Below are 26,469 nucleotides of genomic sequence, written 5' to 3' on the forward strand. Positions count from 1 at the left end.
TCATTGGCATCTTTTTTAACACGGATGTAACAATGAGCGTTTCATCGCAAGCTGCAAGCTCATCTTCCGCACCTGATCGCAATACCAATTTTCAATTCGGCTTCATCGATCTGCTGAAGGTAGTGGCAGCCCAGTTAATCGTTCTGCATCACCTGGCGTTCTACGGCCCGATGGCCGATTACGTGCGGCCGGTCGCGCCCACCTTGATCGGCTGGCTGGATAGCTACGCCCGCATCGCGGTGCAGGTGTTCCTGGTGGTCGGCGGCTTCCTCGCCGCCAAGTCGCTGTCGCCGCAGGGCAATTCCGGCATTGCCGATCCCATGCGCGTTTTGTGGCGGCGCTACATGAAGCTGGTGCCGCCGTTCCTGATAGCGACCGCGCTGGCCGTCGGGGCGTCGGCCTGGGCTGCCTTGTGGATGAACCATTATTCGATTTCGGCCATGCCGACGGCGCTGCAGCTGGCCGCGCACGCGCTGCTGCTGCATACGGTGCTGGGCTATGAATCGATTTCGGCCGGCGCCTGGTATGTCGCCATCGATTTCCAACTGTACGCCTTGCTCACCGTGCTGCTGTGGTTTACCGGCAGCGTCGCCAAGCGCCGTTCGGCGCCGTGGCTGGCCCCGGTATTGGTCGTGATCGGCGTTACCGCCTCGCTGCTGTACTTCAACCGCGACGCCGCCTGGGATGCCTGGGCGCCGTATTTCTTCGGCAGCTACGGCCTGGGCATCATCGCCTGGTGGGCGCGCGATCTTAGCCGCCGGCCGGCGGTGCTGGCCTTGTTGCTGGTGGCGATCGTGCTGCCGGCCTTGTGCGCGCTGGCCATCGATTTCCGTGCCCGCATCGCGGTAGCGCTGATTGTCGCCTGCGCACTGGTGCTGGTGAGCCGGCGCGGCATGCTGATGTCGCGTCAGCGTCTGTCCTGGATCCGTGCCTTCGGACGCATTTCGTATTCCATTTTCCTGGTGCATTTTCCGGTGTGCCTGGTGGTCAACGCCGCCTTCGCGCGTTTTGTGCCGCCGCAGCCGCTCTACCAGGCTGTCGGCATGCTGATGGCATGGGCTGCCAGCCTTGCCGCTGGCGCGATTTTCTACCGTTGGGTGGAAATTCCCCTGAGCCGCCTGTCGGCGCGCGCATCCGGCCGCAGCATGGCCTTGCCGGCGACCGCGGCGGCGTGAACCTTACCGCCGGCGCCGCCATCGGCATAGGTGGCGCCGGGAGCAATTTCACGCATCACATGGCTTCTTCAGTTTCCTGCCGGTTTTCTGCCGGCTGGGATTCCGTGCGCGCATGACGTTGCCGCCGGAAGTGCAGGAACGCCAGCACCAGCGCAATTAACTGCAGCACCGCGCAAAAATAAAACGGCGTGCCGATGCGCCAGTCGCCTTTCGGCAGATGCGATACCGCACCCAGCAAGGGAGCGGCGATCATCGGCGCCACCACCGCCATCAGGCTGTTCAGCGAGCTGACCGCCCCTAGCGTCTGTCCCTGGCTATGCGAATCCACTGCGCTGGAGATGATGCTCTGGATCGACGCATTCACCGTGGCGCCGAAGATGTTGGCAAAGATCACCGCATACATCATCCAGCCCTGGCTGGCGGCGCCCCACAGCAGATAGGCGGTGCTAGAAGACACCAGGCCGATCACCGCCAGCCGCTGCGGGCTGAAACGCTTCAGCAGCGGCCCCAGCAAGACGCCTTGCACCAGCACTGACATGATGCCGACCGCAGCCAGCGACTGGCCGTTTTCCAGCGGTCCCCAGCCGAACTTGAAGGTGGTGTACAGCACCCAGATAGTGAACAGCATGAATTGCGCCAGGCCGTTGCAGGCGATCACCGCCACCAGCGGGCCAACCGTCTTCAGGCGCGACAAGGCTTGCAGCGACGACAGCGGATTGGCGGATTTCCAGCTGAAGGCGCGACGCCGGTCTGCCGGCAGCGACTCGGGCAGGACGAAGTAACCGTAGGCCAGGTTGACCAGCGCCAGGCTGCCGGCGACGATAAAAGGCAGGCGCAGGTCGACCGCACCCAGCAAGCCGCCCATCACCGGCCCGATGATGAAGCCGACGCCGAACATGGCGCCGATCATACCGAAGCGCTTGGCGCGCTGTTCCGGCGCGGTGATGTCGGCGACATAGGCATTGCACACCGCGGCATTAGACTGCATGGCGCCGCCGATCAGGCGCACCACGATCAGCATCCACAGGGCGGTGGCAAAGCCCGTGGCGAAGAAATTCAGCGCCAGTCCGCAAAAACCCAGCAGCAAAACCGGCCGCCGGCCATAGTTGTCGGACAGTGCTCCCAGGATGGGCGAACCGAAAAAATTCGCCAGGCCGAAGGCAAACGCCACCGCGCCGTACCAGAACGCCTGGTCGGCATGGTTGCCGGTGAACTGGCCAACCAGCGCCGGCAGGACCGGAACGATCAGGCCGATCGAAATCATGTCGATCAACACCGTCAGCATGATGAAGGGCATGGCAGCCTCGCGGGCGCGATGCTGGGGCGGGGTGGGGGTGTCGGTCACGCTGCGCTGCTCCGGTAGGTAGTGTCAGGTGGTTGCGGGGTTCAGGGAATGCCAGGCTGCCAACCGTCATCATATCCAAAATAAGACGTTGCAGCCCGCATTGCCGGGAATGTTCCAAACGTCTGGCCGATGCGGTCAAATCGCGGCCGGATTTTTTCTAAAAAGACCGGAGAAATATGTCCCCTGAATATCAGTGATTCATGCGGGCCGGCCTGAGGAAATACTCCAATCGCAACCCTCCGAAATCAGTAGCTACCGGTCAATTTAAGGTTCAGAATCGTTTCGTCTTCAGTGCATTTCTCCAGATATTCTGGAGTGGGCCGTTAGACATTCATCGTCGATAAAAAGGAAGGCGTATGGCTAAAGTCACTGGTTTATCCGGGAATGAAATTTTCTGCCTGGCGTTAAAGAATTATTCGGCGGGCGAAATTGTAGTAGGCAACAGCGTCAACTCGATGGGCTTCCTCGGCGGCATAGGCGCCGGCCTGAAAAACATGTTGGGCGGGGAAATCACGCAAGTCACCGCGGCGATCCATGAAGGCCGCGCCAACGCCTTCGAACGCATGAGCAAGGAAGCCATGCAGCAGGGAGCTTCCGGCGTGGCGGGGGTTTCCAGCGAACTGCGGTCGTTCAGCGGCAGCACCGAATTCCTGTTCGTGGGTTCCTGCGTTCACTCGCGCGCGCTGTCCGGCCGTTTCTTCACCACTGCCGGCGATGCGCAGGAGCTGTACTGTCACATGGATGCCGGCTATATGCCGATCCAGCACGCATTCGGCAACATCGCCTATTCGATGGGCGTCGGGCGCGGCATCATCGGGTCGCTGAAAACCCTGGTGCGCGGCGAAATCGCCGAATACAGCAATATCTTCAACACTACCCGCCACAAGGCGCTCGAACGGCTGGTAGCGCAGGCCAAGGCGGACGGCGCCAATGCCGTGGTCGGCATCCGCACTTCCATCCTGCCATGGATGGGCACGCACGAAATGCTGATGGCCGGTACGGCGTCGCGGCACAGCGCGCTGCCCGCCGGCGCAGATGGCAATCCGGTCACCAGCGACCTTACCGGGGAAGAGCTGTGGGCCATGACCAGCCTCGGTTATGCGCCGGTCAAATTGCTGATGTCCACGTCGATCTATTCGCTGGGCGTGGTGGGCGGCGTCTTGGCGGCCTTCAAATCCTTCGCCAAGGGCGAAATCAGCGACCTGACCACGCTGATTCATGACGCCCGCGAGATTGCGATCGAGCGCCTGAAGAACGAAGCCGATGCGCTGGGCGCGGAAGAAGTGGTCGGCGTCAAGACCTATATCGCTGAAATCGGCAACGGCCTGGTGGAGTTCATGGCGATCGGCACCGCGGTCAAGAAAATGCCCGGCTTCTCGGTCCAGACCGCGGCGCTGCCGGCGCAGGCGGTCAGCCGCGACAAGGATACCTGGATCGACGGCGGTTTCGGCATCTCGCTGGATAGGGATCGCGGCGCAAATTCCTGACGGGGCCAGCCCCCATATCGTCATCAAAATCCCAAACTTTGCTATGACACTCTGGCTGGAAAATCGCCGGCAGGCGTACGGCGGCGGGGAAAGCGTAGCACTCAACAATAAAAGAAAGAAATGACATGCTGAATCTGATCACAAGCCTGGGCTGGTTGCCCACGGCGCTTATCATTCTGGTGGCAGCGGCCATCTTGCTGGCCATATTTTTTTCGGTGTCGGGCATCATCCGATACATTCCCAACGACCGGATCGGCGTGGTCGAGAAATTGTGGAGTTCCAGCGGCTCGGTGAAGGCCGGCTTGCTGGCCTTGCATGGCGAGGCTGGCTTGCAGCCTGACCTGCGGCGCGGCGGCTTCCATTTTTTTGCACCGTTCCAGTTCCGCGTGCACATCCATCCGATGGTATCGGTCACCCAGGGCCGTATCGGCTATGTCTTTGCGCGCGACGGCATCGATCTGCCGGCCGGGCAGACGCTGGCTGACAACGCCAAGGTGGAGGACTTCCGCGACGTCCGCTCCTTCCTCGAAGGCGGCGGCCAGAAAGGGCCGCAGCGCAAGATCCTGCGCGAAGGCACGCACATCATCAATCCGGCGCTGTTCGTGGTGATGACGGAAGAAGCGACTTATTCGCTGTCGCTGGATGCCCAGGAAAAGGCGTATTACGAGCAGATGCGCGGCGTGCTCGACGAGCGCAGCGGCTTTACGCCGGTAGTGCTGAAGGAAGTGGCCGGCACCCACGATTCCGACCAGCTGGCCATCGTCACCGTGCAGGATGGCCCCGGCTTGCCCAAGGATGAGTTGCTGGCGCCGGATGTGGGCGACAGCCACAATTCCTTCCAGGAGCCGGAGAAATTCCTCGCCGCCGGCGGCCAGCGCGGCCGCCAGGAACGGGTGCTGGTGGAGGGCACGTATTACATCAACCGCTTGTTCGCCACGGTTGAACTGATCAAGAAGACCATCATCCCGGTCGGCTATGTCGGCGTGGTGGTGTCCTATACCGGACGCAAGGGTTCCGATTTGTCGGGCAAGGAATACAGCCATGGCGAACTGGTCGAGAGCGGTTGCCGCGGCGTCTGGCGCGATCCATTGATGCCGGGGAAGTATGCATTCAACACTTACGCCGGCAAGATCGAGCTGGTGCCGACCACCAACTTCGTGCTGATGTGGAAGTCCGGCGAGAGCGGTTCCAGTTTCGACAGCAACCTGCGCGAGATCACCTTGATCACCAAGGACGCGTTCGAGCCGCAGCTGCCCTTGTCGGTGGTGGTGCATATCGATTACCGCAAGGCGCCGATGGTGGTGCAGCGCTTCGGCAATGTCGCCCAGCTGGTGGAACAGACGCTGGATCCGATGGTGTCGTCGTATTTCAAGAACGTCTCGCAGACCAAGACCTTCATCGAGCTGATCCAGTCGCGCAGCGAATTGCAGGGCAATGCGTCGGCCGACATGAAGGAGCGCTTTCAGGCATATTCGCTGGAATTCCAGGAAGTCTTGATCGGCACGCCGAAGCCGCAGCCGGGCGATACCAAGATCGAAAACATCATGGCGCAGCTGCGTGACCGCCAGATCGCCCGCGAGCAGGTGGAAACCTTTGCGCAAAAGCAGATTGCCGCCGACAAGGAGCGCGAGCTCAACGAGGCCGAGCAGCGCGCCTCCAAGCAGAAGGAACTGACCGGTTCGCTGGTGGATATCTCGATCAAGGAAAACCAGGGTTCAGCCAATGTCAAGGCGGCTGAAAAGAGGCGCCAGGAAATCGAGGCGCTGGCCCATGCTGAGAAGTTCAAGCAGGAAATGGAAGGTTCCGGCCGTGCGTCCGCGATCCGGTCGGTCGGCGAAGCCGAAGCATCGGCGATCAAGGCCAAGTCGGAAGCGATGCAGGGGGAGGGCGCCGACAAGCAACTGATGCAAACCGTGATGCTGCGCCTGGCTGAAGCGTTTGAAACCTCCAAGGTGCCGCTGGTGCCGCAGATCCAGATGGGCGGCGGTGGCGACACCAATGCGTTCAATACCTTGCTGTCGCTGATGGGTTCGCTCAAGGCTGGTGAGCTGGCGCAGTCGCTGAAGCGTGATGAGACGCCGCACGCATGATGCCTGCCTGCCACGCTGAACGCTGAAATTTGCCGGTGACGATCCGGCATTGTCCGGAAAAAGAACGGGGCGGCCGATTCAGCCGCCCCGTTCTTTTAAGGCTTGCGGTTTGCTTCCTGCGATTATTTCTTTTCTGAAGATTCCGCCAATTTGTGTTTCATTTGTAATGAGCAAGCTACTTCATTACTCCAGCATTGCCGATGTCACCATGCGTTAACGTTTCCCAGGCGTAGTGGAATCTGCCTGGAGCGAATCTATTCCCGTTTGAGAGCCATTCTTTGGTATTCGGTAATGATATTCCTTTTCGATTTGCATAATGGTTATAAGCAATCTCTAGTGTTCCTTTAAAACCAGCATCACGAATGAGTTTTCCTTTGCAAATGGAAGCCGGGATAATTGCATTATTACGATCATATTTTGTATGAAATTCCATCGTCGATGTAATTCTCTCCGATTGCTCCGCATACAAATCAAGTCCTTGAATATATGCGGTTTCTGCCACATTGGTAAAGCCAGCTACACCGTATGCCAGATGTTCCAGATCACGACAAGTTTCTTGAGCATGACCCTGCGTAAAGGTGTTTTTTTCCTGTCCGGACCAATATTGAATCAAATCATCTTCGTTCTCATATTTCGCGCAATTTGGTACGCGTTCAGGCAGACTGCCATCTGCATCTATGTATATGTAGGCGGGAACGTAGTCACGCCACCTTTTTATTGCTATATCGTAAAGCGCCGTATCATTCAGAAAAACAGCGATATTCATCTTGGCTTCGGTGATAACTGCTTGCCAGTTCCCAAAATGGCAGGCAGTTGATTGCCCATCAATATTTGCAATATATTGTTCTTTTAGCATTTCCTCGAATTTTAACCTGTCTATTTCTCCCCATCCGTCATAGGTGTAACGAATGATTTCTGCTGCGCGCGGCCATAATGCGCCGGTCCAAGATGCCTGCAACGCTCTATTTGTATTTGTGTGCCCGCCAGATAATTTATTTGCCCATGCATTCATGATGTTAATCGCGTTTTCTGCATAGACTGTATTGCCACTGTAATACCAAAGTAATGCCTGGGTATATGCAGCTCGCGCATCCTGTCTTTCTGCAGCACAGGCGGGATTAGGAGGGGAACCGTCACGTTCGCCGCAATCTATCGTGCTCCAGTTCGCCTGGGCTTGATAGCTTAGAGAACCCAATGGATCATTTTGCATATTTCTATAGGCAGTTTTCCAGGGTTCCTCTCCAGCCATAATCTTTTGTCTGACGTGTTCAAGTTGCTCACGATTCTCGAGTATTCCAGGGTGTTTAAAAGAAAATTGTTTTTGCCCGTCATCCTCTACTGCCACAGCCGGCATTGCCATTGATGCTATAAAGGCAAAAGCAACCCAAGTAAAATGCAAAAAAGTTTCTTTATAGTTCATTTTCGCTCCTTAAGAGAATGTTTCATTTTATTGATAAAATATAAATTCTCAATGGAATAATCCGGTAAATGATTGCCTCTGCTTCATTCAAGAAATTTCTTATGGAATCGCCCAATCCAATCTTGTAATTAATTAATGCGTTGATTAATATAAAACGCATGACCAGACTAACGCCGGCGCGCGGACGTCCAGTGGCATCGGACCAGGATTCGCGTGAAACACTGCTCGATACCGCCACCTTGCTATTTTCCTCGCAGGGCATTGCCGCCACCACGGTCGCGGCGGTGGCGCGCGCGGCCGGCGTGACGCCGGCCATGGTGCATTACTACTTCAAGAACCGCGATCAACTGATCGAGGCGGTGGTCGATGAACGGGTATGCCTGTTCGTCAACAGCATCTGGGACCCGATCCAGGGCGACGAGCCCCCCGGGGACATGATCCTTGGCATCGTCGAGCGCATGATAGCCACCACCGAAAAAATGCCCTGGATGCCGGCCTTGTGGGTGCGCGAGGTGCTGAGCGACGGCGGCCAGTTGCGCGAACGGATGGTGCGGCGCGTGCCGCTGGCCAAGATCGCGCTGTTTGCCGAGAACGTCGCGCGCAGCCAGCAGGCCGGCACGATCAACCCGGGACTGGAGCCATCCCTGATCTTCATCTCGGTGCTGGGCCTGACCATGCTGCCGCTGGCGATGGCGCGCACCTTGAAGAACCGGCCCTTGCTGCCGGTGATGAACAAGGTCGCGCTGCTGGACAAGGCGGTGTTGACGCGCCATATCAAAGCGCTGCTGCTGTCCGGGCTGGCGTTGCCGGCCGTGACCCCATCCGACGAATAAACCGGGAGCTGTCCGATGCAATATCGTTTTTCGATGTGTTGCCAGCGATCTGCCACAGTTGCCGGCGCCGGCTTGTGTTGTTTGGCGCTGGCGGCCTGTATGCCGGCCAACGACAACGATTGGCAGGGCTATGTCGAAGGCGAGTATGTGTACGTCGCTTCGTCCCAGGGAGGGCGGCTGGATCGGCTGTCGGTGCAGCGCGGCCAGCAGGCGGCGTTGGGCGCGCCATTGTTCACGCTGGAAGCGGGCGATGAAATCGCCGCCCGCAACCAGGCGCAGCGTCAACTGAACGCCGCCGAAGCGCAACTGGCCGATATCCAGAGCGGCAGACGGCCGCAGGAGCAGGACGTGACACGGGCGCAACTGGCGCAAGCGCAGGCGGCGGCCAGCAAGGCCGCGTTGCAGTTACGGCGCGACGAGCTGCAGTTTCAGGCCGGCGGCATCTCACGCCAGCAGCTGGACGATTCGCGCGCGGCGGCGCAAACGGCGAGCGCCCAGGTCAGGCAGTGGCAAAGCCAGCTGACGGTGGACCGCCTGCCCAGCCGCGCGGCCCAGGTGCGGGCGCAGCAGGCGCAAGTCGCCGCTGCGCAGGCGGTGCTGGCGCAGGCCGACTGGAAGCTGGGCCAGAAGACGATAAGTGCAAGCCGTGCCGGACTGGTGTTCGACACCATGTACCGGGAGGGCGAATGGGTGGCCGCCGGCAACCCGGTGCTGCGCATGCTGCCGCCGGAAAACGTCAAGATCCGTTTCTTCGTGCCGGAAACCACCCTGGGCCGGCTCAAGATCAACCAGGCGCTGACGCTCAGCTGCGATGGCTGCCAGGCCAGCGTGGCGGTGCGCATTTCCTATATATCCACCGAATCCGAGTACAACCCGCCCATCATCTACAGCAACCAGTCGCGCGCCAAGCTGGTGTACATGATCGAAGCGCGGCCGGCGCCGGCAGATGCGCTCAAGCTGCACCCGGGGCAACCTGTGGAAGTGAAACTGCCATGACTGCCGCCAGCGAAACTCACAGCGATGCTGAAAAGCCCGGCGGCGACCTGGTGGTCGATGTCGACCGCATCAACAAGCACTTCGGCAGCAAGCACGTGGTGAAAGACCTGTCGCTGCAGGTCAGGCGCGGCGAGATTTTCGGCTTCCTGGGGCCGAACGGCAGCGGCAAGACGACCTCGATCCGCATGATGTGCGGCTTGCTGACGCCGGATTCCGGCCATGGCACCTGCATGGGCTTCGATATCATCAAGCAGAGCTACCAGATCAAGCGCCGGGTCGGTTACATGACGCAAAAGTTCTCCTACTGGGACGATCTCAGCATCCGCGAAAACCTGGATTTCGTGGCGCGCATCTATGGCATGAAGCGGCGCAAGGAAGTGGTGGACCAGAGCCTGGAAAAACTCGGCCTGAGCAGCCGCGCCAAGCAACTCGCCGGTTCGCTCTCGGGCGGCTGGAAGCAGCGGCTGGCGCTGGCCGCCAGCATGCTGCACCAGCCTGAGCTGCTGTTGCTGGACGAGCCGACCGCCGGCGTCGATCCGGCCGCGCGGCGCGATTTCTGGGAAGAGCTGCACCGGCTGGCGGCGGAAGGCATCAGCGTGCTGGTCAGCACCCATTACATGGACGAGGCTGAGCGCTGCCATAAGCTGGCTTACCTGGCCTACGGCAAGCTGCTGGTGCAAGGCACCGCCGTTGAAGTGGCGGCCGGCCAGGGATTGACGACCTGGGCGATCTATAACAGCCGCGACAGCGACGACAACCAGCTGGTCGGCCTGTCCCGGCAGTTGCACGGGCAGCCGGGAGTCGACCAGCTGGTGGTGTTCGGCACCTCGCTGCATGTCTGCGGCAAGGACGCCGCCTTGCTGGAGCAGACCTTGCGCCGCATCACCGCCGGCCAGGGCTTGCGCATGGAAGCGATCGACACCAGCCTGGAAGACGTCTTCATCTACATGATGAACCGCTCCGCCGACAATTTCGGAGACCAGCCATGAGCGGTTTTTCGGGTTTTTCCTTCAGCCGCTGGTGGAGCATCGTCCTCAAGGAATTCCTGCAGCTGATGCGCGATCGCGTCACGGTGCGCATGATCACCGTGATCCCGGTGATGCAGATGGTGCTGTTCGGCTTTGCCATCAACAGCGATCCCAAGCACATGCCGACCGCCGTCATCGCCGCCGACCATAGCGAATTCACGCGTACCTTCATCGCTGCCATGAAGGCTTCCGATTATTTCGACATCGTCGCCGAACTGCCCAACGAAGCGGCGGCCCGCACCGCGCTGGCGCAGGGCAAAGTGCTGTTCGTCCTGAATATCCCCGCCAGCTTCACGCGCGATCTGCTGCGCGGCCAGCGGCCGGCCTTGCTGGTGGAAGCCGACGCCACCGACCCTACCGCCACCGGCATGGCGCTGGCGGCCTTGCCGCAACTGGTGCAATCGGTAGTCAACAAGGATCTGAAAGGGGCGCTGGCGAAATTCAGCGGCGGCGCGCCCGCCTTCGAGGTCCAGGTGCAGCGCCTGTACAACCCGGAAGGCGTGACCCAGTACAACGTCGTGCCCGGTTTGATGGGAGTGATCCTGTCGATGACCATGGTGATGATGACCGGTCTCTCGATGACCCGAGAACGCGAGCGCGGCACCATGGAAAACCTGCTGGCGACGCCGGTCTCGCCGATCGAAGTCATGACCGGCAAGATCATGCCCTATATCGCCATCGGCCTGATCCAGGCCAGCATCATCCTGCTGGGTGCGCGCTTCATGTTCCACGTGCCGTTCGCCGGCAGCGTGCTGGCGATCTACCTGGCGGCGCTGCTGTTCATCGCCGCCAGCCTGACGGTCGGCATCACCTTGTCGTCGATCGCGCAAAACCAGTTGCAGGCGATGCAGCTGACCATGTTCTACTTTTTGCCGAACATCCTGCTGTCGGGTTTCATGTTCCCGTTCCAGGGCATGCCGAAGTGGGCGCAGTTCATCGGCAACCTGCTGCCGCTGACCTATTTCAACCGCCTGATACGCGGCATCCTGCTGAAAGGCAACGGCTGGATCGATCTGTGGCCGAACGTCTGGCCGCTGATGCTGTTCACGGTGATCGTGATGGGCATTGCGCTGCGCTTTTACCGCAGCACACTGGATTGAGGGAGTCGTCATGAAGCCGGCAGCCATGCTAGTCCACATGCGGCGCGCAGCGAACCCAGCCTTGTGCCTGGGGCTAAGCGCGCTGCTCGGCGCCTGCGCGGTGGGGCCGGATTTCCAGGCGCCGGCGGCGCCGGCCGTGCAGCAGTACACGCCAGGCGCGCAGCCGCAGGCCACCGCCGCCAGCGGCGGAGCAGGCGGTGCGGCCCAGCAGTTCGACGCCGGCATGGATATTCCGGCGCAATGGTGGAACTTGTTCCATTCGCCCCGGCTGGATGCGCTGGTGCGTACCGCGCTGGCCAACAGTCCGCAGATAGCGCAAGCAAAAGCCACCCTGCGCCAGGCCAGCGCGACGCTGCAGGCGGAAACCGGCGCCACCCGCTATCCCCGGGCCGACCTGCAACTGGGCGGCACGCGCCAGCAGATCGACACCACTGCGCTGGGGATTCCGAATGTGCCCCAGGCCGGGCCGTTCAACCTGTACAACGCCTCGCTCAATGTGTCCTACACCGTCGATGCCTTCGGCGCCAACAGCCGCATGCTGGAAGGCTTGCAGGCGCAGGCGCAGAACCAGGCCGAGGAATTGCAGGCGGCGCGCCTGACGCTGGCCGGCAATGTCGTCACGGCGGCGATCAGGCAAGCCGCGCTGCATGCCCAGATCGACAGCAGCGAACGGATGCTGGAACTGCAGCGCCAGCAGCTCGCCATCATGGCGCAGCGCCTGGCCGCGGGCGGCATTGCCGAGCTGGATCTGAAGAACCAGCGGACTCTGGTGGCGCAAAGCGAAGCAGGGTTGCCGGCGTTGCGGCAGCAAATGGCGCAGGTCACGCATCAGCTGGCGGTTTACCTGGGGCAGGCGCCCGGCGCGGCTGACTTGCCGCCTTTGGAACTGGATGCGCTGATCTTGCCGGAGCGATTGCCGCTGAGCCTGCCTTCGGCACTGGCGCGCCAGCGTCCCGACATCCGCGCTGCGGAAGCGGCGCTGCACCAGGCCAGCGCCCAGGTCGGCGTGGCCACGGCCGGGCTCTATCCGCAACTCACCTTGTCCGGCAGCGTCGGCGCGGAACAGACGCATATCGCCGATATCGCCAACAGCCTCAATGTCTGGAGCCTTGGCCTGAAGCTGATGCAGCCCTTGTTCCACGGCGGCGAGCTACGCGCCAGGAAACGTTCAGCGGTCGCCGCCTACGATGCGGCCGCGGCCGGCTATCAGCAAACGGTGCTGCAGGCCTTGCAGCAGGTGGCGGACAGCCTGCGCGCGCTGGAGAACGATGCGCTGGCGCTGCAGGCAAGGACGCAGGCGGCTGAGAATTCCAGCAATAGCCTGGCGATCACGCTGAAGCAGTATCAGGCAGGCGGCGTCAGCCATCTGAGCTTGCTCGACGCCCAGCGCCAGAGCCTGCAGAACGATCTTGAGCGCACTGTGGCGCAAGCGGCGCGCTACACCGATACGGCGGCGCTACTGCAGGCGCTGGGCGGAGGCTGGTGGAATGAATCCGGCGCGGCGGCGGATCCGCGCTAACGGCCCTTTAATGCGATATAGGCCAGCACCGGGTGCAAGCCTTCGATGCCGGGTGCGCCGGCGATCACGGCGTCGGCCGAACACCAGGGATAGGGCAGGACCGAGACCCACTGCATGACATCGCCGACAACGTCGGCCGGCAGCGTTTGCATGGCTTCAATAGTGATAGCCAAACCTTGCGCCAGATGGGATTCCTCGGCAAAAGACCAGTCGTAACGGCCGCATCCCACGCGCACGGCGCGGCTTTCCTTCTCCGTCATGGCTACCAGCCAGTCGCAGGAAAATGCGGATTCCTGGTTCTTCGGCGGCACCGCCAGGCAAAAAGTGTAGATATTCTCGTAGGTCTGGCCGAAGCGGCGCACCAGCACGTCGGCGATGTTGTCGCGTCCCGCGGTGGCCGGCGGGAAGGTGATGGCGCCGCTGTTGACCGCCATGGCCAGCGTGGCGTCCTCGGCAAAGGCGTGCGCCATCAGGTGCGGCCGGTTGCCGTCCTTGGCCTGGATATAGGCCAGGATGGAATTGGATGGTGTGCGCATGCAAATACCTCGTATGGAGAAATCGGGCAGTTTCGATTGCCGATATTATCAGTCAGGCGGCGCAGGTGCGCTGGGCGGCCTTAGATGATTAAGCCAGCGCGGCCGGCAATTCGCTTTTGAGGAAATCCACAAATGCCCTGACCGCCGGAGCCAGGCCGCGGCGCGACGGAAACAGCACCACCATATGACCGGCCTTGGGCCGCCATTCCGGCAGCACCACTTGCAGCGTGCCGGCAGCCAGTTCGGCAGCGCAGGCATAGCGCGGCAGGGTGGCAACGCCCATGCCTGCCAGCGCGGCCTGTTTCAGCATGGATAAATTATCGCTCTGCAGCCGCAGCTTGCCGATCGGCGCCTGGTGCCGCGCCTCGTCCGGTCCCAGCAGGCGCCAGCTGGCGTCGCTGTCGCTGAGCGGTGCGTAGTACAAGGCGTCGGCGGTAGCGAGCGCAGGCAGATCGTCGATCGGCCCGCTATGCCTCAGATACAGCGGGCTGGCCACCAGCACCCAGTGCACCGAGCACAGGCCGGCTTGCACCAGGCTCGACGGCTCCTGCTGGGCGCCAAGTCCGCGCACCACCACGTCGATGTTTTCTTCAATCAGGTCGATCTGGCGGTTGCTGGCTTGCACCATCAGGCGCACCTTGGGGTATTGCTGCATGAAGCGCGGCAGCAGGCGCGGCAAGGCAATGTCGGCGATCGCCATCGGCAGGCTGACGCGCACCGTGCCGCTGGGCTCGCCCAGGCGCTTGCGCACCGCATCTTCGCCGGCGTGGGCCTCGGCGATCATGGCGGCGCAATGGCGGTACAGCTCCTGGCCGGCCTCGGTCAGGCTCATGCGGCGCGAAGTACGCTGCAGCAGGCGCGCACCGAGGCGCGCTTCCAGTTGCGTGATGCGGCGCGAAATGCGCGATTTCGGAATGCCTAGCGCATCGCCAGCCGCGGTAAAGCCGCGCCGCTCGACTACCTGGGCAAACAGATAAAGGTCATTCAGGTCGATCGCCAGAGGATTCATGGAAGCGGGTACCTTGTTTGTTTTTTATCGTTCCACCAACGAAACGATAGGTTGTCATTTTGCGCCTTTATCCATGATCGTTGCAAGCGCATGATGGATACCAGGCAAAGAAAGCAACTGCCGCTTACCCAAAACTGCTTCCACACAGGAGAATCACATGAAACACAGCAAATTTATCCAGGCTGGCGCCATTGCCGCCTTGGCTTTCTCGTTGTTCGCCGGCAACGCTGCTGCAGCCGCGCCAACTGTCGTCGCCGATGCGCGCGTCCAGAGCGGCAATACCTATCTCACCCCGCAATCGCGCGACGACACCGTGTTGTTGCTGGTCGATCACCAGGTCGGCCTGCTCACTGGCGTGCGTGACATGCCTGTGGCTGAGCTCAAGCACAATGTGGTGGCGCTGGCCAAGGCGGCGCAGGCATTGGGCGTGCCGGTGATCATGACGGCCACCATGCCGGATGGCATGTGGGGCCCGACCATTCCGGAACTGCGCGCAGCCTTGCCCGGCGTGCCGGTGATCAACCGCACGGCGGTCAATGCCTGGCAAGATCCGCAGGTGCAGGCTGCGATCCGTAAAACCGGACGCAAGCAAATCCTGATCGCCGGCGTTTCGCTGGAAGTCTGCGCTACCTTTCCGGCATTGTCCGCCAAGGCTGCCGGCTACGATACGCGTGTGGTGCTGGATGCGTCAGGCACATTCAATGACACCAAGCGCGTCGTTGGTTTGCAACGGCTGGCCGGCGCCGGTGTGCCGGTGACCGACTATGCGACCGCGGCGGTAGAAATGCTGAGGGATAACACCGATCCGAAGGCGCAGGATGTCTACGCGGCGCTGGACATGCCGTTCGCCAGCCTGGTCTGGCAATTGCACAGCGCATTCAGCAATAAATAAAGCTGCCATCCCTTATCCGGAACAGAGGAATTCACATGAACAAGAAATTATCTGTCTCGCCGATCGTCGCAGGGCATGAGATGCGCATCGGCGAGGGCTTCACGGCCAGGCATTTTGCGGAGAATGATTTCCAGGGGCTGGTCGATCCGGTCGTCATGCTGGACCACTTCCACATGACAGCGCCGACTTTCGAGCCGCACCCGCATGCCGGCATCTCGGCGGTGACCTATGTGTTTGAAGATTCCGTCAGCCCGCATCACAATTACGATTCGCTTGGCAACCAGGGGCCGATCCAGCCCGGCGACCTGCACTGGTTTGTCGCCGGCCGCGGGGCGGTGCATACCGAACAGCCGGAAGGCGAGAATCCGCATGTGCATGCCTTGCAGATTTTCGTCAACCTGCCGGCGGCGCAAAAAATGACAGCACCGTATGCGGTGCATGTGGACGCCGCCGACATGCCGGTGTTCCAGGCGCCGGGCGTGCGGGTAAGGGTGGCGGCAGGCGAATCCCAGGGACTGCGCTCGCCGGCGCGGCTGCCGCAGCCGTTCACGTTGCTGGACGGCTTTCTCGAAGCCGGCGGGACCTTTGAGCACGCCATCCCTGCCGGCTGGAACGCCATGATTTATGCGGTACAGGGAGTGCTCAGCCTGAGCATGGATGCTTTTGCCTGCGCCCAGCAACTGGCGGCAGGCCATGCGCTGGGAGTAGCCGAGGCAAGCGCCGTCAGGCTGACGGCGGCCGGGCCTGCCCACTTCGTGATCCTGTCCGGCCCAGCGCTCAGGGAACCCATGGTCAAGCACGGGCCGCTGGTGATGAATACCGTGGAGCAGATGAACGACCGGATGCAGGCTTACCGGCGCGGCGAGTTCGGCCGGCTGGCAATGCCTACCAGCCGTGCTGTCCATCCTTCTGCGGCAGAAGATGGGCTTTGAAGCGCGCCGCAAGGAAGTCGACAAAAGCAGTGACCTTGGCCGACAGGTTAAGGCGCTCCGGGTAGACCGCGAAAATGTCGGACGGCGGCAGCGCCCATTCCTGCAGCACCTGGCGCAGCCGTCCGGAGCGCAGATATGGCGCCACGTCCCATTCGGAGCGCATCAAGATGCCATGGCCTGCCAGCGCCCAGGCCAGCACGGTTTCGCCGTCGTTGCTGCTGAGGGCGCCGCGCACCTTGACGGTTTGCTGGCGCTTGCCGCGGCTTAAGTGCCAGCTGCCGTAGGCGGCATCGTTTTCGCGCAGCACGATGCAGGCATGGGTTTGCAGATCGCGCGGCGTGGCCGGCGCCGGATGCTGCTTCAGGTAGGCCGGCGCGGCGCACAGCAGCCTGCGGTTGGCGGCGATCTTGCGCGCAATGATGCGCGCGTCCGGCATTTCTCCAATGCGGATGCCGATATCGAAAGCCTGGTCCGCCAGGTTCAGGGGCCGCTCGGACAGCAGCAATTGCACTTCCACTTCCGGAAAGCGCTTGCTGAATTCCGATACGGCAGGGCCGATATGCTTGCGGCCGAAGCCGAAGCTGGCGTTGACGCGCAACAGGCCCTTGGGCACTGCGCGGCTGCTGCCGATGGTGCGTTCCAGCGCTTCGATATCGGCCAGGATGCGGGCGCCGTCCGCCAGGTAGATCTCGCCTTCATGGGTCACGCTCATGGTCCGGGTGGTGCGGTTCAGCAGGCGCACTCCCAGGCGCTGCTCAAGATTGGCCAGTCTTTTGGTGACCGCCGGCGGGGTGACGCCAAGTTCGCGCGCCAGCGCGGCAAGGCTGCCGGTCTTTACCAGCGCGGCAAAAAATGCAAGGTCGGAGAGCGTATTCATTATTAACTTGAAAGAAATAATAGAATCAATATTAATGAATTATAAATCGAACTGCCAGCTATACAATCTCTTCATCACAAGGAGAGCGAGCGATGTTTCCAGGATTCGAGCATGGCATGGCCGAGGTCAACGGCACGCAGATCAACTATGTCCGCGGCGGCAGCGGTCCGGCTTTGCTGCTGTTGCATGGCCATCCGCAGACCCACGTCATCTGGCACAAGACGGCTGAGCGGCTGGCCCGCCAGTTCACCGTCGTCGCCGCCGATCTGCGCGGCTATGGCGACAGCGGCAAGCCCGCCGGCCTGGCGGACCACAGCAACTATTCCAAGCGCACCATGGGACAGGACCAGATCGAACTGATGGCGCAGCTGGGATTTCCCCAATTCCTGCTGATGGGACATGATCGCGGCGGCCGGGTGGCTTACCGCATGGCGCTCGATCATCCTGACGCTATCCGCAAGCTGGTGCTGCTGGATATCGCGCCGACGCTGGCCATGTATGAACAGACCAGCATGGCTTTCGCCACGGCTTATTACCACTGGTTTTTCCTGATCCGGCCGGCGCCTTTCCCGGAACTGCTGATCGGCTCGCATCCCGAGGAGTACCTGAAGCACACGATAGGCGGCCGCAGCGCCGGTCTGGCGCCGTTCACGCCGCCAGCCTATGGCGAATACCTGCGCTGCCTGAGCGATCCGGCCACCATCCATGGCATCTGCGAGGATTACCGCGCCAGCGCCGGCATCGACCTGGAACATGAGCGTCTGGATCTGGCCCAGGGCAACAAGATCGAATGCCCGACCAAGGTCTTGTGGGGCGCCGATGGCGTCATCGAAAAATGCTTTGATCCGCTAGCGGAATGGGAGCAGCTGGCGACGCATCTGAGCGGCAAGGCGCTGGCCTGCGGCCATTACATTCCGGAACAGGCGCCGGACCAGTTGTTGGCGGAAGTCCTGCCATTTCTTGCCGATGGTTTTACCGATTGATCGCCGGAGACCATGCCATGCCACATCGCACACTATATCGGAAGCTGGTCGACAGCCACACCGTCGCCGTATTGGATGAGCAGCACGTGCTGCTGTATGCCGACCTGCACATCATGAACGAATACACCAGCCCGCAGGCATTCAGCAGCCTGCGCGCCAGTCATCGGACCGTGCTGCGGCCGCGGCAGCAGCTTGCCGTGGTGTCGCACATCATCCCGACCCATCCGGTGAGCGTCGACAGCCGCGTGATCCTCGATCCGGCCTCGGCGCTGCAGGCCAGCAATCTCAAGCGCAACTGCCGCGAGTTCGGCATCAAGCTGTTCGATGCCAACCATGAAGAACAAGGCATAGAGCACATCATCGCACCCGAACACGGCTGGATCCGGCCCGGCATGGTGGTGCTGTGCGGCGACAGCCATACCACCACTTACGGCGCGCTGGGCGCCCTGGGATTCGGCGTCGGCACCTCCGAAGTGGAGCACATCCTGGCGACCCAGACCCTGGTCTACCGCCTGGCGCAAGACATGCGCATCAGGGTCGACGGCGCACTGCCGGTGGGCACATCGGTCAAGGACCTGATCCTGCTGATCATCGCCCGCATCGGCGCCCAGGGGGCGCGCGGCTACGCCGTCGAGTTTACCGGCACGACGATAGCGGCGCTGTCAGCCGAGGCGCGCATGACCTTGTGCAATATGGCGGTGGAGGCGGGCGCCAGGGCGGCCTTGATCCGGCCTGACGAGACGACTTATGCCTATGTCAGGGCGAAGGCGCAGGATCTTGGCGAGCAGGATTTTGTGCGGGCGCTGGGCGACTGGCAGCAGTTATATTCAGATGAAGATGCCGTGTTCGATGTCGAACATGCATTCGCTGCGCAGGAAGTCGCGCCGTTTGTCACCTGGGGCACCAGTCCCGACCAGGCGATTGCGGTCAATGCCCTGATTCCCGATCCGGCGCTGGCAGGCGACGAACAGGCTGCTGCCGCGACGGTCCAGGCCCTGCAATACATGGGTCTTTCGGCCGGCACCGCGATTGCCGGCCTGCCGGTAGACCGCGTCTTCATCGGCTCCTGCACCAATGGCCGCATCGAGGATTTGCGCATTGCCGCCGCCATCGTCGCCGGCCAGCGCGTCGCCGCCACGGTGCGGGCGATGGTGGTGCCCGGTTCCGGCGCGGTACGGCGCCAGGCCGAGCAGGAAGGCCTGGCCGCTATCTTCATCGATGCCGGCTTTGAATGGCGCCAGCCGGGCTGCTCGATGTGCCTGGCCATGAACGATGATGTGCTGGCGCCGGGCGAACGCTGCGCCTCCACCACCAACCGCAATTTCGAGGGCCGCCAGGGCAGGGGTGGCCGCACTCATCTGATGAGTCCGGCGATGGCGGCTGCCGCCGCGCTCAGCGGCTGCATCAGCGATGTCCGCACCTTGGAGAAACAGCATGCCTGAACATAAGCGCATCGAAGGCGTTGCCGCGCCGCTGCCGATCGATAACCTCGATACCGATCAGATCATGCCCAAGCAGTTCCTGCGCACGATCACCAAGGAAGGGCTGGACCGGGGCGTGCTGTTCGACCTGCGTTTTCATCCGGACGGCAGTCCCAGGCCGGATTTTTTGCTGAACCGTCCGGAGTACAAGGATGCCGGCATCCTGATCGGCGGCTCCAACTTCGGCTGCGGCTCCAGCCGTGAGCATGCGGTGTGGGGCTTGCAGCAATTGGGCGTGGAAGCCGTCATTGCGCCCAGCTTTGGCGAGATTTTTTTCAGTAATGCGCTGAATAACCGCTTGCTGCTGATCGTGCTGGAGCATGACCGGATTGCCTTGCTATTGAAGGCATTGGAGAGCAACAGGCACCGTCTGCTCATCGACCTGGAACAGATGCAACTGTCGTGCGGTTCGCTGGCATTCGCCTTCACGCTGGGCGAGCGGTACAGGAAAATGATCGTCGAAGGGCTGGACGTGGTGGGCGCCACCTTGCAATTGCTGCCGCAGATTAGCGCTTTCGAGAAAAAGCATGAAACGGCTTGTCCGTGGGCCTGGGTGCTGCCTCTGGCTGAAGACAATCATGGGCAGATTGCATGATTTACGCTAGCATCGCATAGGAGGCGCCGCGGGGCGCCAGTGGGAAGCGAATGCTACGCGATGAAAGAAACCATGTTCAGTATCATGCCGATCCGTGCCGAGCACGCTCCGCAATTCCACCAAGTGCTGGACGCCATCGCGCGCGAACGCATTTCAAAATCGTAATCTGGTTTTCGTCGCGCTTAAGCTAAGCAGCTAACTGGGGTCGGAGTGAACTTTCTGCGCGCTTTTTGCAGAAACTTCACTCCGACCCCAGATGACTCCGCCCATTTTCTGCGATATGGAAGGTTTTCTGCGGCTGCCGTCCCGTCGGCTTTATGCCCGAGCCCAGCGCAGCTTTGGCAATTTAGCTACACTGTCAGGCCAACAGCAACCAGGCTTCCAACATGCAAAACACTTACCAGAACCGCCAGTGGTTTTACGTCAAGCGTCCGGACGGACGCGTCGGCAACGATCATTACCAGTTGCGTGAAAGCGAACTCGACGGCAACCTGGCGACCAATGAAGTGATCCTGCGCGCCAAATTCATCAGCGTCGATCCGTATATCCGGATCCAGCAGCACGAGCGCAATACCTACGATGTGCCGCATCCGCTGGGGATCGTGCAGCGCGCCGGCGTGGTCGGCGAAGTGATGGCTTCGGCCAGCCCGCTGTATCAGGCCGGCGACTGGGTCTCGGCCTATAGCGGCTGGCAGCTGTATGCGCGCTGTCATCACAGCGAATTGACCAAGCTCGATCCCGCTGTTGCGCCGGTTTCCACCGCGCTCGGGGTGCTGGGCATGCCGGGCCGCACAGCCTGGTTCGGCCTGACCGAAGCCGGCCGTCCGCGTCCGGGCGATACCTTGCTGGTGTCGGGGGCCGCAGGCGCGGTCGGTTCGCTGGTGGCGCAGTTCGGCAAGCGGGCAGGGTGCCGCGTGATCGGCATCGCCGGCGGCGCCGAGAAATGCAAGTTCCTGACCGAGACGCTGAAGCTGGACGGCGCCATCGACTATCGCGCGCATACGACGCCCGAAGCATTGAGCGCTGCGATCCAGGCGGCTACCGGCGGCGTCGATATCTACTTTGACAATGTCGGCGGCCCCATCACCGATGCGGTCATCCCGCTGATCAAGCGGCGCGCCCGCATCATCATCTGCGGCGCCATCAGCCAGTACGACGGCGGCCTTGATACGCCCGACCTCGGTCCGCGCTTCCTGCAGCACATGCTGTTCCAGCGCGCCACCATCCAGGGCATCCTGGCGCGCGACTACACCAGCCGCATGGATGAGATGCTGGCGATCGTGGCGCCTTGGGTGAAAAGCGGCGAAATCGTGTTTCAGGAGACCTATGTCGACGGTTTCGAACGATTGCCGGATGCGCTCAACAGTCTGTTCGAGGGCAAGAATATCGGCAAGCTGCTGGTGCGCGTCTGATAGCTTGATTCGGCGGCATTGCAATGCGTACGGGGACGGCTAAACTCTAGTTCCATGCATATCAGCGGGAGGTCGACATGGCTAATCTGGGTCTGTTCGTCAGGCTGGAAGCCCGGCCGGGAAAAGAAGCCGAGGTCGAGGCATTCCTGCGCGACGGCTTGGCAGTTGTGCAACAGGAGCTGGCGACCACCACTTGGTACGCCATCAAGCTGGGGCCGTCTACCTACGGCATCTTCGACACTTTTCCTGACGAGGCGGGCCGTCAGGCGCATCTCAACGGGCGGGTGGCAGCTGCGCTGATGGGCAGGTCGGCTGAACTGTTTTCGCAGCCGCCAGCCATCGAAAAAATCGATATCCTGGCGTCGAAGTAATCGGGGAAACGGATTGCCGGATGGTTCGCCGCGTTCAGCGCGGCGTATCTTCCATTGTCTGCCGCCAGCCTCTGCAATCCGTACCGCCGCGCAATTGAAACTTTCCTTGAAGAAATGTATTTTTGTAGTATACCTTTGAGGTGGCGGGGTCGAATCTCACTCGGATTATTGAAGCGGTGCGATTCGCCGGCCAGGTCGCAAGATCTTGCGGCTGCCCATCCAATCAGCATCCATCCATGAAGCACCGAACCGGTCGCGCGGACAGAGTTCGTCTGTTCAATTGTAAAAAGGGAGAGTAGCAACAGCTTGCCGGCAGCAACCAGGAGACTACCTGGCGCAGCAAGCGATGGCGAAGTAACGGTAGCGCTTTTGTCAGTCAAATCACCCGGTTGTGCCGCCGTCAGGCGGTACGTCTCTAACAAGAAAGGGCAAGAGATGAAAACAGATCGTCCCATGAATGCCAGTACTCCCCCTCGAACAATCCGAAGCACCATGTACGCAGCGGCGCTGGCCGCAGGATTCTGCGCGATTTTTTCCATGCCGGCGGCGGCCGAAGTGTTCCCGCCTGACCAGCCCTACATGGACAACACAGCCTACGCATTCGGCCCCGCTGACGGGCTGGCGGCGTCGATTGTCAATGAAAAGGCGGCTGTCGCCTACCATCAGCTGACTTATCGCGACAGCGGCAGGCGCGTGGACTACACCACCACCACCGGACACCTGACCGCGGCGGACGCCAACGGCAAGCCCGAGGCGTCGATGTTCTACGTTGCCTATACCGCAAAAAACCGCGGGCCGTGGCCGCGTCCCGTCACTTTTTTCTATAACGGCGGACCGGGATCTTCATCGATCTGGCTGCGCCTGGGTTCTTTCGCGCCGAGCCGGGTCGCCACGCCTGATCCGTACACCACCGGCTGGCCCAACTTCCCGCTGGTGGATAACCAGGAGAGCCTGATCGACACCACCGACATGGTGTTCATCGATCCGCCGGGCACCGGTTTCTCCGAGGCGGTGCTGCCGAATACGAATCAAACGTTCTGGGGCGTCGACCAGGACGCCGGCGTGATGCGCGATTTCATCCTGCGCTATCTTGCTGTCAATCCGCGCCCGCATGCGCCGATCTACCTGTACGGCGAATCGTACGGCACACCGCGCACCGATGTGCTGGCGCCGTTGCTGGAACAGGCCGGCGTGCGGCTGAGCGGCATCATCCTGCAGTCTTGCATCCTCGACTATAACGACCAGTATCCAAGCGCAGCGGATCTGCAGCGCGCCACCGACTACATGGTGTCGCTGCTGCCAGGCTATGCCGAAGTTGCGGCATTCTTCGGCCAGGTCACGCCGCCGCCGTCCGGCGTACGCAGCTTCGCCCGCCGCATGCGCGATTTCTCGACGGATCGTTACGCGGAGTTGCTGCCTTACGGCCCGACCTTCCTCGGCCTGGCCAATCCGCCGGTATTTCCGCCCCCCGCCGTGTATGCGCAAATGTCGCGCCAGAGCGACATCAACGTGAGCGCTTTGCAAGCCTACCTGGGACCGAACCCGCTTAACACTACGCTGGTGCCGGGCTACACCATCGGCGGTTATGACGGCCGCGTATCGGCGCCGAACGACAGCCCGATGCTGGTGGGCGATTCCGATCCGTCCGATGCCCTGATCGCCAAGCCGTTTCCGGCGATTCTCAGCCAGCAGCTGCCGGACTACCTGAAGTACACGGCGCCGAACACCACCTACGTGACCTTGAGCAACAGCGCCAACGGCAACTGGGATTTCAGCCATGGAGGGCTGCCGGTGCCGGATACGCTGCCCGATTTGCTAGCCGAAATCACGCTCAATCCGCACATCAAGGTGCTGGTTGAAAACGGCTACCACGACCTGGTCACGCCATTTTTCATGACCGAGAAAGATCTGGGACGGCTCAAGAGCGTTGCCGGCATCCGGCCTGACATCCAGGTGACGCATTATGCCGGCGGCCACATGATCTACCTGGACGACAGCTCGCGGCCGCGCATGAAGGCCGACCTGGTCGACTATTACCAGGACCGGCGGATAAGAGGCGCCATGCGCTTCGCCGAGCTGCCGGCGCCGTGGTCGGATATGGGGCCAGCGGGTACGCCATAGGTACATGAGGCAATACGCGGAACCGGCGCCGACGGCGTCCGGATCGACTATGATGAAGAAAGGCGTATAGGAAATCCTATGAAAAATACATTTTATCTAATGATATTTGCCCTTTGTGCAACGGCAGTCCCGGCGCATGCCAGCGATACGGCTGCGACTCCGGCCGGTATTGCGACACATGGCGTGGAAGGCCCGTTCTTCCCGGCAGCGCGGCCGGCGGCGCCAGCCGCGGCGGCATCCACCGGCGACACGCTCAAGGCGCAAGCCATGAGCCGTTTGAAATCGAATTTCGATGCCGCCGATGTCGCCAAGACGGGTACGCTGACCCAACAGCAGGCGCAAAAGAGCGGCCTGGGCTATGTGGCTAACAATTTCGGCAAGATCGACGTCAACAAGTCCGGCAAGGTGACCTTCGACGATGTGAAGCACTACCTGCAGTCGCAGCCGTAGTAGAGAACGGGCTCCCGGCCAGGGAGCCGAGAGGAAAAGCGCAGCCGTCCAATTGGAGGGCTGCGCTTTTTTTCTGCCGCCGTGTTCCGGGTGAGGTTTGCGTGCGCTGACGTAACTTAATGTGGCCTTTACAGCTGGTTACAATCGATACATCTAGGTGGTGGCAGAGGCTCATCTGAAATGCGTTAATGTAGTCAATGCGAGAGGCATTTCATTTGCTTCCAATCTGCTTCCAATCCTGATCATTCTTGCCGGTGACCGTCCATGAAATTAGCCATCCGCTTCGCTGTACTTGCACTGTTTTCGGTCAGCGCCCTGGCGGCAACGGCCGCGCCCTTGTCCAGCGATCAACAGGCCTTGCATGTACTGGACCGGCTGGGCTACGGCCCCAAGCCGGGCGATATCGACAGGGTCAAGCAGATGGGCATCGAGCGCTACATCGACGGCCAGTTGCAGCCGGAAAGCATTCCCTTGCCGGCCGCGCTGTCGCAGCGCCTGAGCACGCTCGACGCCAGCAACGCCAGCGCCGGCGAAGTGCTGTCCGAGTTCCTGGCGGTGCGCAAGGTCGCCAATGACGGCGACGACGCCGCCAAGCAAAAGCGGCGCGAAGTGGTCGGCAAGATCGTCGAGCAAAATGCCGAAGCCAGGATCGCCCGCGCCATCGACAGCCCGCGCCAGCTGGAAGAAGTGATGGTCGATTTCTGGTTCAACCACTTCAATGTGTACGGCGGCAAGGGCCTGGACCGGGCCCTGATTGGCAGCTACGAGCGCGATGCGATCCGTCCTTATGTGCTGGGCTCCTTCCGCGACCTGCTGGGGGCGACCGCCAAGCATCCGGCCATGCTGTTCTACCTGGATAACTGGCTTTCCACCTCTAATGATTATCAGTCTGGGCAAGGCCGCCGCGGCGGCGCCCAGGGACCGAAAGCCAAGGCCACCGGCCTCAATGAAAACTATGCGCGCGAACTGATGGAGCTGCATACGCTGGGCGTGGACACCGGCTATACCCAGAAGGACGTGACCGAACTGGCGCGCATGCTGACCGGCTGGAGTTTCGATCCGCGCGAGCTGGCGCGCAACAACCGTACTTTCCGTTTCGACGCGCAACGCCACGATATGGGCGACAAGGAATGGCTGGGCCATCACGTCGGCGCCCAGGGCCAGGGCGAGGGGGAATTCGCGCTGGACGTGCTGGCCATGCATCCCGCCACTGCCCGCCACTTGAGCTATCAGCTGGCGCAGTATTTTGTGCAGGACAATCCGCCGCCGCAGCTGGTGGAACGCATGTCCAAGCGCTATCTTGAAACCAGGGGCGACATCCGCGAAGTATTGCGCACCTTGTTCCACAGTCCTGAATTCATGGCCGCCAGCACTGTCGGCGCCAAGTTCAAGACGCCTTACCAGTATGTGATTTCGGCGGCGCGCGCCGGCCAGATGCCGATCACCAATGTCCGTCCTTTGCTGGGGGCCTTGAACCAGCTCGGCATGCCGCTGTACGGCGCGCAAACGCCGGACGGCTACAAGAACACCGAAGCGGCATGGCTGAATCCGGATGCGCTGGCGCGGCGCATTACGTTTGCTACCGCGCTGGCAGCCGGGCGACTGCCTTTGAACAAGGCCGCGGGCCAGGACAATAGCGCCGCGAATACGCCCGCCGCTGCCGAACCGCCGCTCGACGCCGATACCTTGCTGAACACGCTCGGTCCGGCGATTTCAGCCAAGACGCGCGCCACCATCAACAATAACCCGGCCGCCTTGCGCGCCGCCATGGTGCTCGGCAGCCCGGATTTCATGCAGCGCTGAGCCTTGATCGGATT

The 26,469-nt window shown here is 61.4% G+C and carries 23 protein-coding genes; 18 read left to right on the forward strand and 5 right to left on the reverse strand.

The features are described from left to right. The first annotated feature begins 32 nt into the window (after positions 1-32). Positions 33-1,175, forward strand: a complete 1,143-nt coding sequence (locus AC07V8_RS20125) for an acyltransferase family protein (protein ID WP_494679923.1) — start codon at positions 33-35, stop codon at positions 1,173-1,175. Positions 1,176-1,230: 55 nt separating this feature from the next. Here AC07V8_RS20125 and AC07V8_RS20130 read toward each other — a convergent pair whose 3' ends face one another. Then, complete coding sequence (locus AC07V8_RS20130) at positions 1,231-2,520, reverse strand: TCR/Tet family MFS transporter (RefSeq protein WP_494679922.1); 1,290 nt, start codon at positions 2,518-2,520, stop codon at positions 1,231-1,233. Positions 2,521-2,876: 356 nt separating this feature from the next. Between AC07V8_RS20130 and AC07V8_RS20135 the strand changes: the two genes are divergently transcribed. Both AC07V8_RS20135 and AC07V8_RS20140 read left to right on the forward strand, forming a co-directional pair. Next, complete coding sequence (locus AC07V8_RS20135; RefSeq protein WP_494679921.1) at positions 2,877-4,007, forward strand: heavy metal-binding domain-containing protein; 1,131 nt, start codon at positions 2,877-2,879, stop codon at positions 4,005-4,007. A gap of 125 nt (positions 4,008-4,132) precedes the next feature. Further along, positions 4,133-6,097: an SPFH domain-containing protein gene (locus AC07V8_RS20140; RefSeq protein ID WP_494679920.1), complete on the forward strand. Its 1,965-nt coding sequence runs from the start codon at positions 4,133-4,135 to the stop codon at positions 6,095-6,097. Between the two features lie 175 nt (positions 6,098-6,272). Here the strand turns inward: AC07V8_RS20140 and AC07V8_RS20145 are convergent, their stop codons facing one another. Further along, entirely contained in the window at positions 6,273-7,517 is a 1,245-nt protein-coding gene (locus AC07V8_RS20145; RefSeq protein ID WP_494679919.1) for an alginate lyase family protein, read from the reverse strand. A 158-nt stretch (positions 7,518-7,675) separates the two neighbouring features. Between AC07V8_RS20145 and AC07V8_RS20150 the strand changes: the two genes are divergently transcribed. The 5 genes from AC07V8_RS20150 to AC07V8_RS20170 are packed head-to-tail and all read left to right on the forward strand — an operon-like array spanning position 7,676 to position 12,993. Then, on the forward strand, positions 7,676-8,350 hold the full coding sequence (locus AC07V8_RS20150; protein ID WP_494679918.1) for a TetR/AcrR family transcriptional regulator: 675 nt from the start codon (positions 7,676-7,678) through the stop codon (positions 8,348-8,350). Positions 8,351-8,383: 33 nt separating this feature from the next. Further along, a complete protein-coding gene (locus AC07V8_RS20155) occupies positions 8,384-9,346 on the forward strand; it encodes an HlyD family secretion protein (RefSeq protein WP_494679954.1) in 963 nt (320 codons plus the stop codon). Further along, positions 9,343-10,335: an ABC transporter ATP-binding protein gene (locus AC07V8_RS20160; RefSeq protein ID WP_494679917.1), complete on the forward strand. Its 993-nt coding sequence runs from the start codon at positions 9,343-9,345 to the stop codon at positions 10,333-10,335. The genes AC07V8_RS20155 and AC07V8_RS20160 overlap by 4 nt, the downstream gene beginning before the upstream one ends. Beyond that, positions 10,332-11,474: an ABC transporter permease gene (locus tag AC07V8_RS20165; RefSeq protein WP_494679916.1), complete on the forward strand. Its 1,143-nt coding sequence runs from the start codon at positions 10,332-10,334 to the stop codon at positions 11,472-11,474. Before AC07V8_RS20160 ends, AC07V8_RS20165 begins: the two co-directional genes overlap by 4 nt. A 25-nt stretch (positions 11,475-11,499) precedes the next feature. Next, positions 11,500-12,993 (forward strand): efflux transporter outer membrane subunit, encoded by a 1,494-nt coding sequence (locus AC07V8_RS20170; RefSeq protein WP_494679915.1) that lies wholly within the window; start codon positions 11,500-11,502, stop codon positions 12,991-12,993. On the opposite strand, the gene AC07V8_RS20175 is transcribed toward AC07V8_RS20170, so the two are convergent. Beyond that, positions 12,990-13,529 (reverse strand): hypothetical protein, encoded by a 540-nt coding sequence (locus tag AC07V8_RS20175; RefSeq protein ID WP_494679914.1) that lies wholly within the window; start codon positions 13,527-13,529, stop codon positions 12,990-12,992. The two genes, AC07V8_RS20170 and AC07V8_RS20175, sit on opposite strands and share 4 nt — an antisense overlap. A gap of 88 nt (positions 13,530-13,617) precedes the next feature. Beyond that, entirely contained in the window at positions 13,618-14,538 is a 921-nt protein-coding gene (locus tag AC07V8_RS20180; protein WP_494679913.1) for a LysR substrate-binding domain-containing protein, read from the reverse strand. A gap of 157 nt (positions 14,539-14,695) precedes the next feature. Between AC07V8_RS20180 and AC07V8_RS20185 the strand changes: the two genes are divergently transcribed. Both AC07V8_RS20185 and AC07V8_RS20190 read left to right on the forward strand, forming a co-directional pair. After that, positions 14,696-15,430: an isochorismatase family protein gene (locus AC07V8_RS20185; protein ID WP_494679912.1), complete on the forward strand. Its 735-nt coding sequence runs from the start codon at positions 14,696-14,698 to the stop codon at positions 15,428-15,430. A gap of 35 nt (positions 15,431-15,465) precedes the next feature. Beyond that, positions 15,466-16,362, forward strand: coding sequence for a pirin family protein (locus AC07V8_RS20190; RefSeq protein ID WP_494679911.1), 897 nt, complete (start codon positions 15,466-15,468; stop codon positions 16,360-16,362). Here the strand turns inward: AC07V8_RS20190 and AC07V8_RS20195 are convergent. Next, entirely contained in the window at positions 16,316-17,239 is a 924-nt protein-coding gene (locus tag AC07V8_RS20195) for a LysR family transcriptional regulator (RefSeq protein WP_494679910.1), read from the reverse strand. The genes AC07V8_RS20190 and AC07V8_RS20195 overlap by 47 nt on opposite strands. Positions 17,240-17,331: 92 nt before the next feature. Here AC07V8_RS20195 and AC07V8_RS20200 point away from each other — a divergent pair, with 92 nt between their 5' ends. The 8 genes from AC07V8_RS20200 (at position 17,332) to AC07V8_RS20235 (ending at position 26,455) form a co-directional block, all read left to right on the forward strand. Further along, positions 17,332-18,222 (forward strand): alpha/beta fold hydrolase, encoded by an 891-nt coding sequence (locus AC07V8_RS20200; protein WP_494679909.1) that lies wholly within the window; start codon positions 17,332-17,334, stop codon positions 18,220-18,222. Between the two features lie 17 nt (positions 18,223-18,239). Continuing rightward, positions 18,240-19,664, forward strand: a complete 1,425-nt coding sequence (leuC, locus tag AC07V8_RS20205; protein ID WP_494679908.1) for a 3-isopropylmalate dehydratase large subunit — start codon at positions 18,240-18,242, stop codon at positions 19,662-19,664. Further along, positions 19,657-20,298, forward strand: coding sequence for a 3-isopropylmalate dehydratase small subunit (gene leuD / locus AC07V8_RS20210; protein ID WP_494679907.1), 642 nt, complete (start codon positions 19,657-19,659; stop codon positions 20,296-20,298). The genes leuC and leuD overlap by 8 nt, the downstream gene beginning before the upstream one ends. Positions 20,299-20,684: 386 nt before the next feature. Continuing rightward, on the forward strand, positions 20,685-21,710 hold the full coding sequence (locus AC07V8_RS20215; RefSeq protein ID WP_494679906.1) for an NADP-dependent oxidoreductase: 1,026 nt from the start codon (positions 20,685-20,687) through the stop codon (positions 21,708-21,710). Positions 21,711-21,787: 77 nt separating this feature from the next. Continuing rightward, positions 21,788-22,081 carry a putative quinol monooxygenase gene (locus AC07V8_RS20220; RefSeq protein WP_494679905.1) on the forward strand — a complete coding sequence of 98 codons (294 nt, stop codon included), beginning with the start codon at positions 21,788-21,790 and terminating at the stop codon, positions 22,079-22,081. A gap of 435 nt (positions 22,082-22,516) precedes the next feature. Further along, positions 22,517-24,202, forward strand: coding sequence for a S10 family serine carboxypeptidase-like protein (locus AC07V8_RS20225; protein WP_494679904.1), 1,686 nt, complete (start codon positions 22,517-22,519; stop codon positions 24,200-24,202). 78 nt (positions 24,203-24,280) lie between these two features. Continuing rightward, positions 24,281-24,652, forward strand: coding sequence for an EF-hand domain-containing protein (locus tag AC07V8_RS20230; RefSeq protein WP_494679903.1), 372 nt, complete (start codon positions 24,281-24,283; stop codon positions 24,650-24,652). Positions 24,653-24,916: 264 nt separating this feature from the next. Beyond that, the gene (locus AC07V8_RS20235) at positions 24,917-26,455 is read left to right on the forward strand and encodes a DUF1800 domain-containing protein (protein ID WP_494679902.1); all 1,539 of its coding nucleotides are present in this window, start codon (positions 24,917-24,919) and stop codon (positions 26,453-26,455) included. Positions 26,456-26,469 lie beyond the last annotated feature (14 nt).

It is taken from the genome of Collimonas sp. GW821-FHT02H07, from assembly GCF_059421505.1.

What these genes read in the sequence shown, in the direction of transcription:
- AC07V8_RS20150 (WP_494679918.1), top strand. Translation starts at nt 7,676, where the DNA reads ATGACCAGACTAACGCCGGCGCGCGGACGTCCAGTGGCATCGGACCAG.
- AC07V8_RS20195 (WP_494679910.1), bottom strand. Translation starts at nt 17,239, where the DNA reads ATGAATACGCTCTCCGACCTTGCATTTTTTGCCGCGCTGGTAAAGACC.
- AC07V8_RS20160 (WP_494679917.1), top strand. Translation starts at nt 9,343, where the DNA reads ATGACTGCCGCCAGCGAAACTCACAGCGATGCTGAAAAGCCCGGCGGC.
- AC07V8_RS20175 (WP_494679914.1), bottom strand. Translation starts at nt 13,529, where the DNA reads ATGCGCACACCATCCAATTCCATCCTGGCCTATATCCAGGCCAAGGAC.
- AC07V8_RS20165 (WP_494679916.1), top strand. Translation starts at nt 10,332, where the DNA reads ATGAGCGGTTTTTCGGGTTTTTCCTTCAGCCGCTGGTGGAGCATCGTC.
- AC07V8_RS20125 (WP_494679923.1), top strand. Translation starts at nt 33, where the DNA reads ATGAGCGTTTCATCGCAAGCTGCAAGCTCATCTTCCGCACCTGATCGC.
- AC07V8_RS20185 (WP_494679912.1), top strand. Translation starts at nt 14,696, where the DNA reads ATGAAACACAGCAAATTTATCCAGGCTGGCGCCATTGCCGCCTTGGCT.
- leuD (WP_494679907.1), top strand. Translation starts at nt 19,657, where the DNA reads ATGCCTGAACATAAGCGCATCGAAGGCGTTGCCGCGCCGCTGCCGATC.
- AC07V8_RS20140 (WP_494679920.1), top strand. Translation starts at nt 4,133, where the DNA reads ATGCTGAATCTGATCACAAGCCTGGGCTGGTTGCCCACGGCGCTTATC.
- AC07V8_RS20220 (WP_494679905.1), top strand. Translation starts at nt 21,788, where the DNA reads ATGGCTAATCTGGGTCTGTTCGTCAGGCTGGAAGCCCGGCCGGGAAAA.
- AC07V8_RS20215 (WP_494679906.1), top strand. Translation starts at nt 20,685, where the DNA reads ATGCAAAACACTTACCAGAACCGCCAGTGGTTTTACGTCAAGCGTCCG.
- AC07V8_RS20225 (WP_494679904.1), top strand. Translation starts at nt 22,517, where the DNA reads ATGAAAACAGATCGTCCCATGAATGCCAGTACTCCCCCTCGAACAATC.
- AC07V8_RS20170 (WP_494679915.1), top strand. Translation starts at nt 11,500, where the DNA reads ATGCTAGTCCACATGCGGCGCGCAGCGAACCCAGCCTTGTGCCTGGGG.
- AC07V8_RS20230 (WP_494679903.1), top strand. Translation starts at nt 24,281, where the DNA reads ATGAAAAATACATTTTATCTAATGATATTTGCCCTTTGTGCAACGGCA.
- AC07V8_RS20155 (WP_494679954.1), top strand. Translation starts at nt 8,384, where the DNA reads ATGTGTTGCCAGCGATCTGCCACAGTTGCCGGCGCCGGCTTGTGTTGT.
- AC07V8_RS20135 (WP_494679921.1), top strand. Translation starts at nt 2,877, where the DNA reads ATGGCTAAAGTCACTGGTTTATCCGGGAATGAAATTTTCTGCCTGGCG.
- AC07V8_RS20235 (WP_494679902.1), top strand. Translation starts at nt 24,917, where the DNA reads ATGAAATTAGCCATCCGCTTCGCTGTACTTGCACTGTTTTCGGTCAGC.
- AC07V8_RS20180 (WP_494679913.1), bottom strand. Translation starts at nt 14,538, where the DNA reads ATGAATCCTCTGGCGATCGACCTGAATGACCTTTATCTGTTTGCCCAG.
- leuC (WP_494679908.1), top strand. Translation starts at nt 18,240, where the DNA reads ATGCCACATCGCACACTATATCGGAAGCTGGTCGACAGCCACACCGTC.
- AC07V8_RS20145 (WP_494679919.1), bottom strand. Translation starts at nt 7,517, where the DNA reads ATGAACTATAAAGAAACTTTTTTGCATTTTACTTGGGTTGCTTTTGCC.
- AC07V8_RS20200 (WP_494679909.1), top strand. Translation starts at nt 17,332, where the DNA reads ATGTTTCCAGGATTCGAGCATGGCATGGCCGAGGTCAACGGCACGCAG.
- AC07V8_RS20190 (WP_494679911.1), top strand. Translation starts at nt 15,466, where the DNA reads ATGAACAAGAAATTATCTGTCTCGCCGATCGTCGCAGGGCATGAGATG.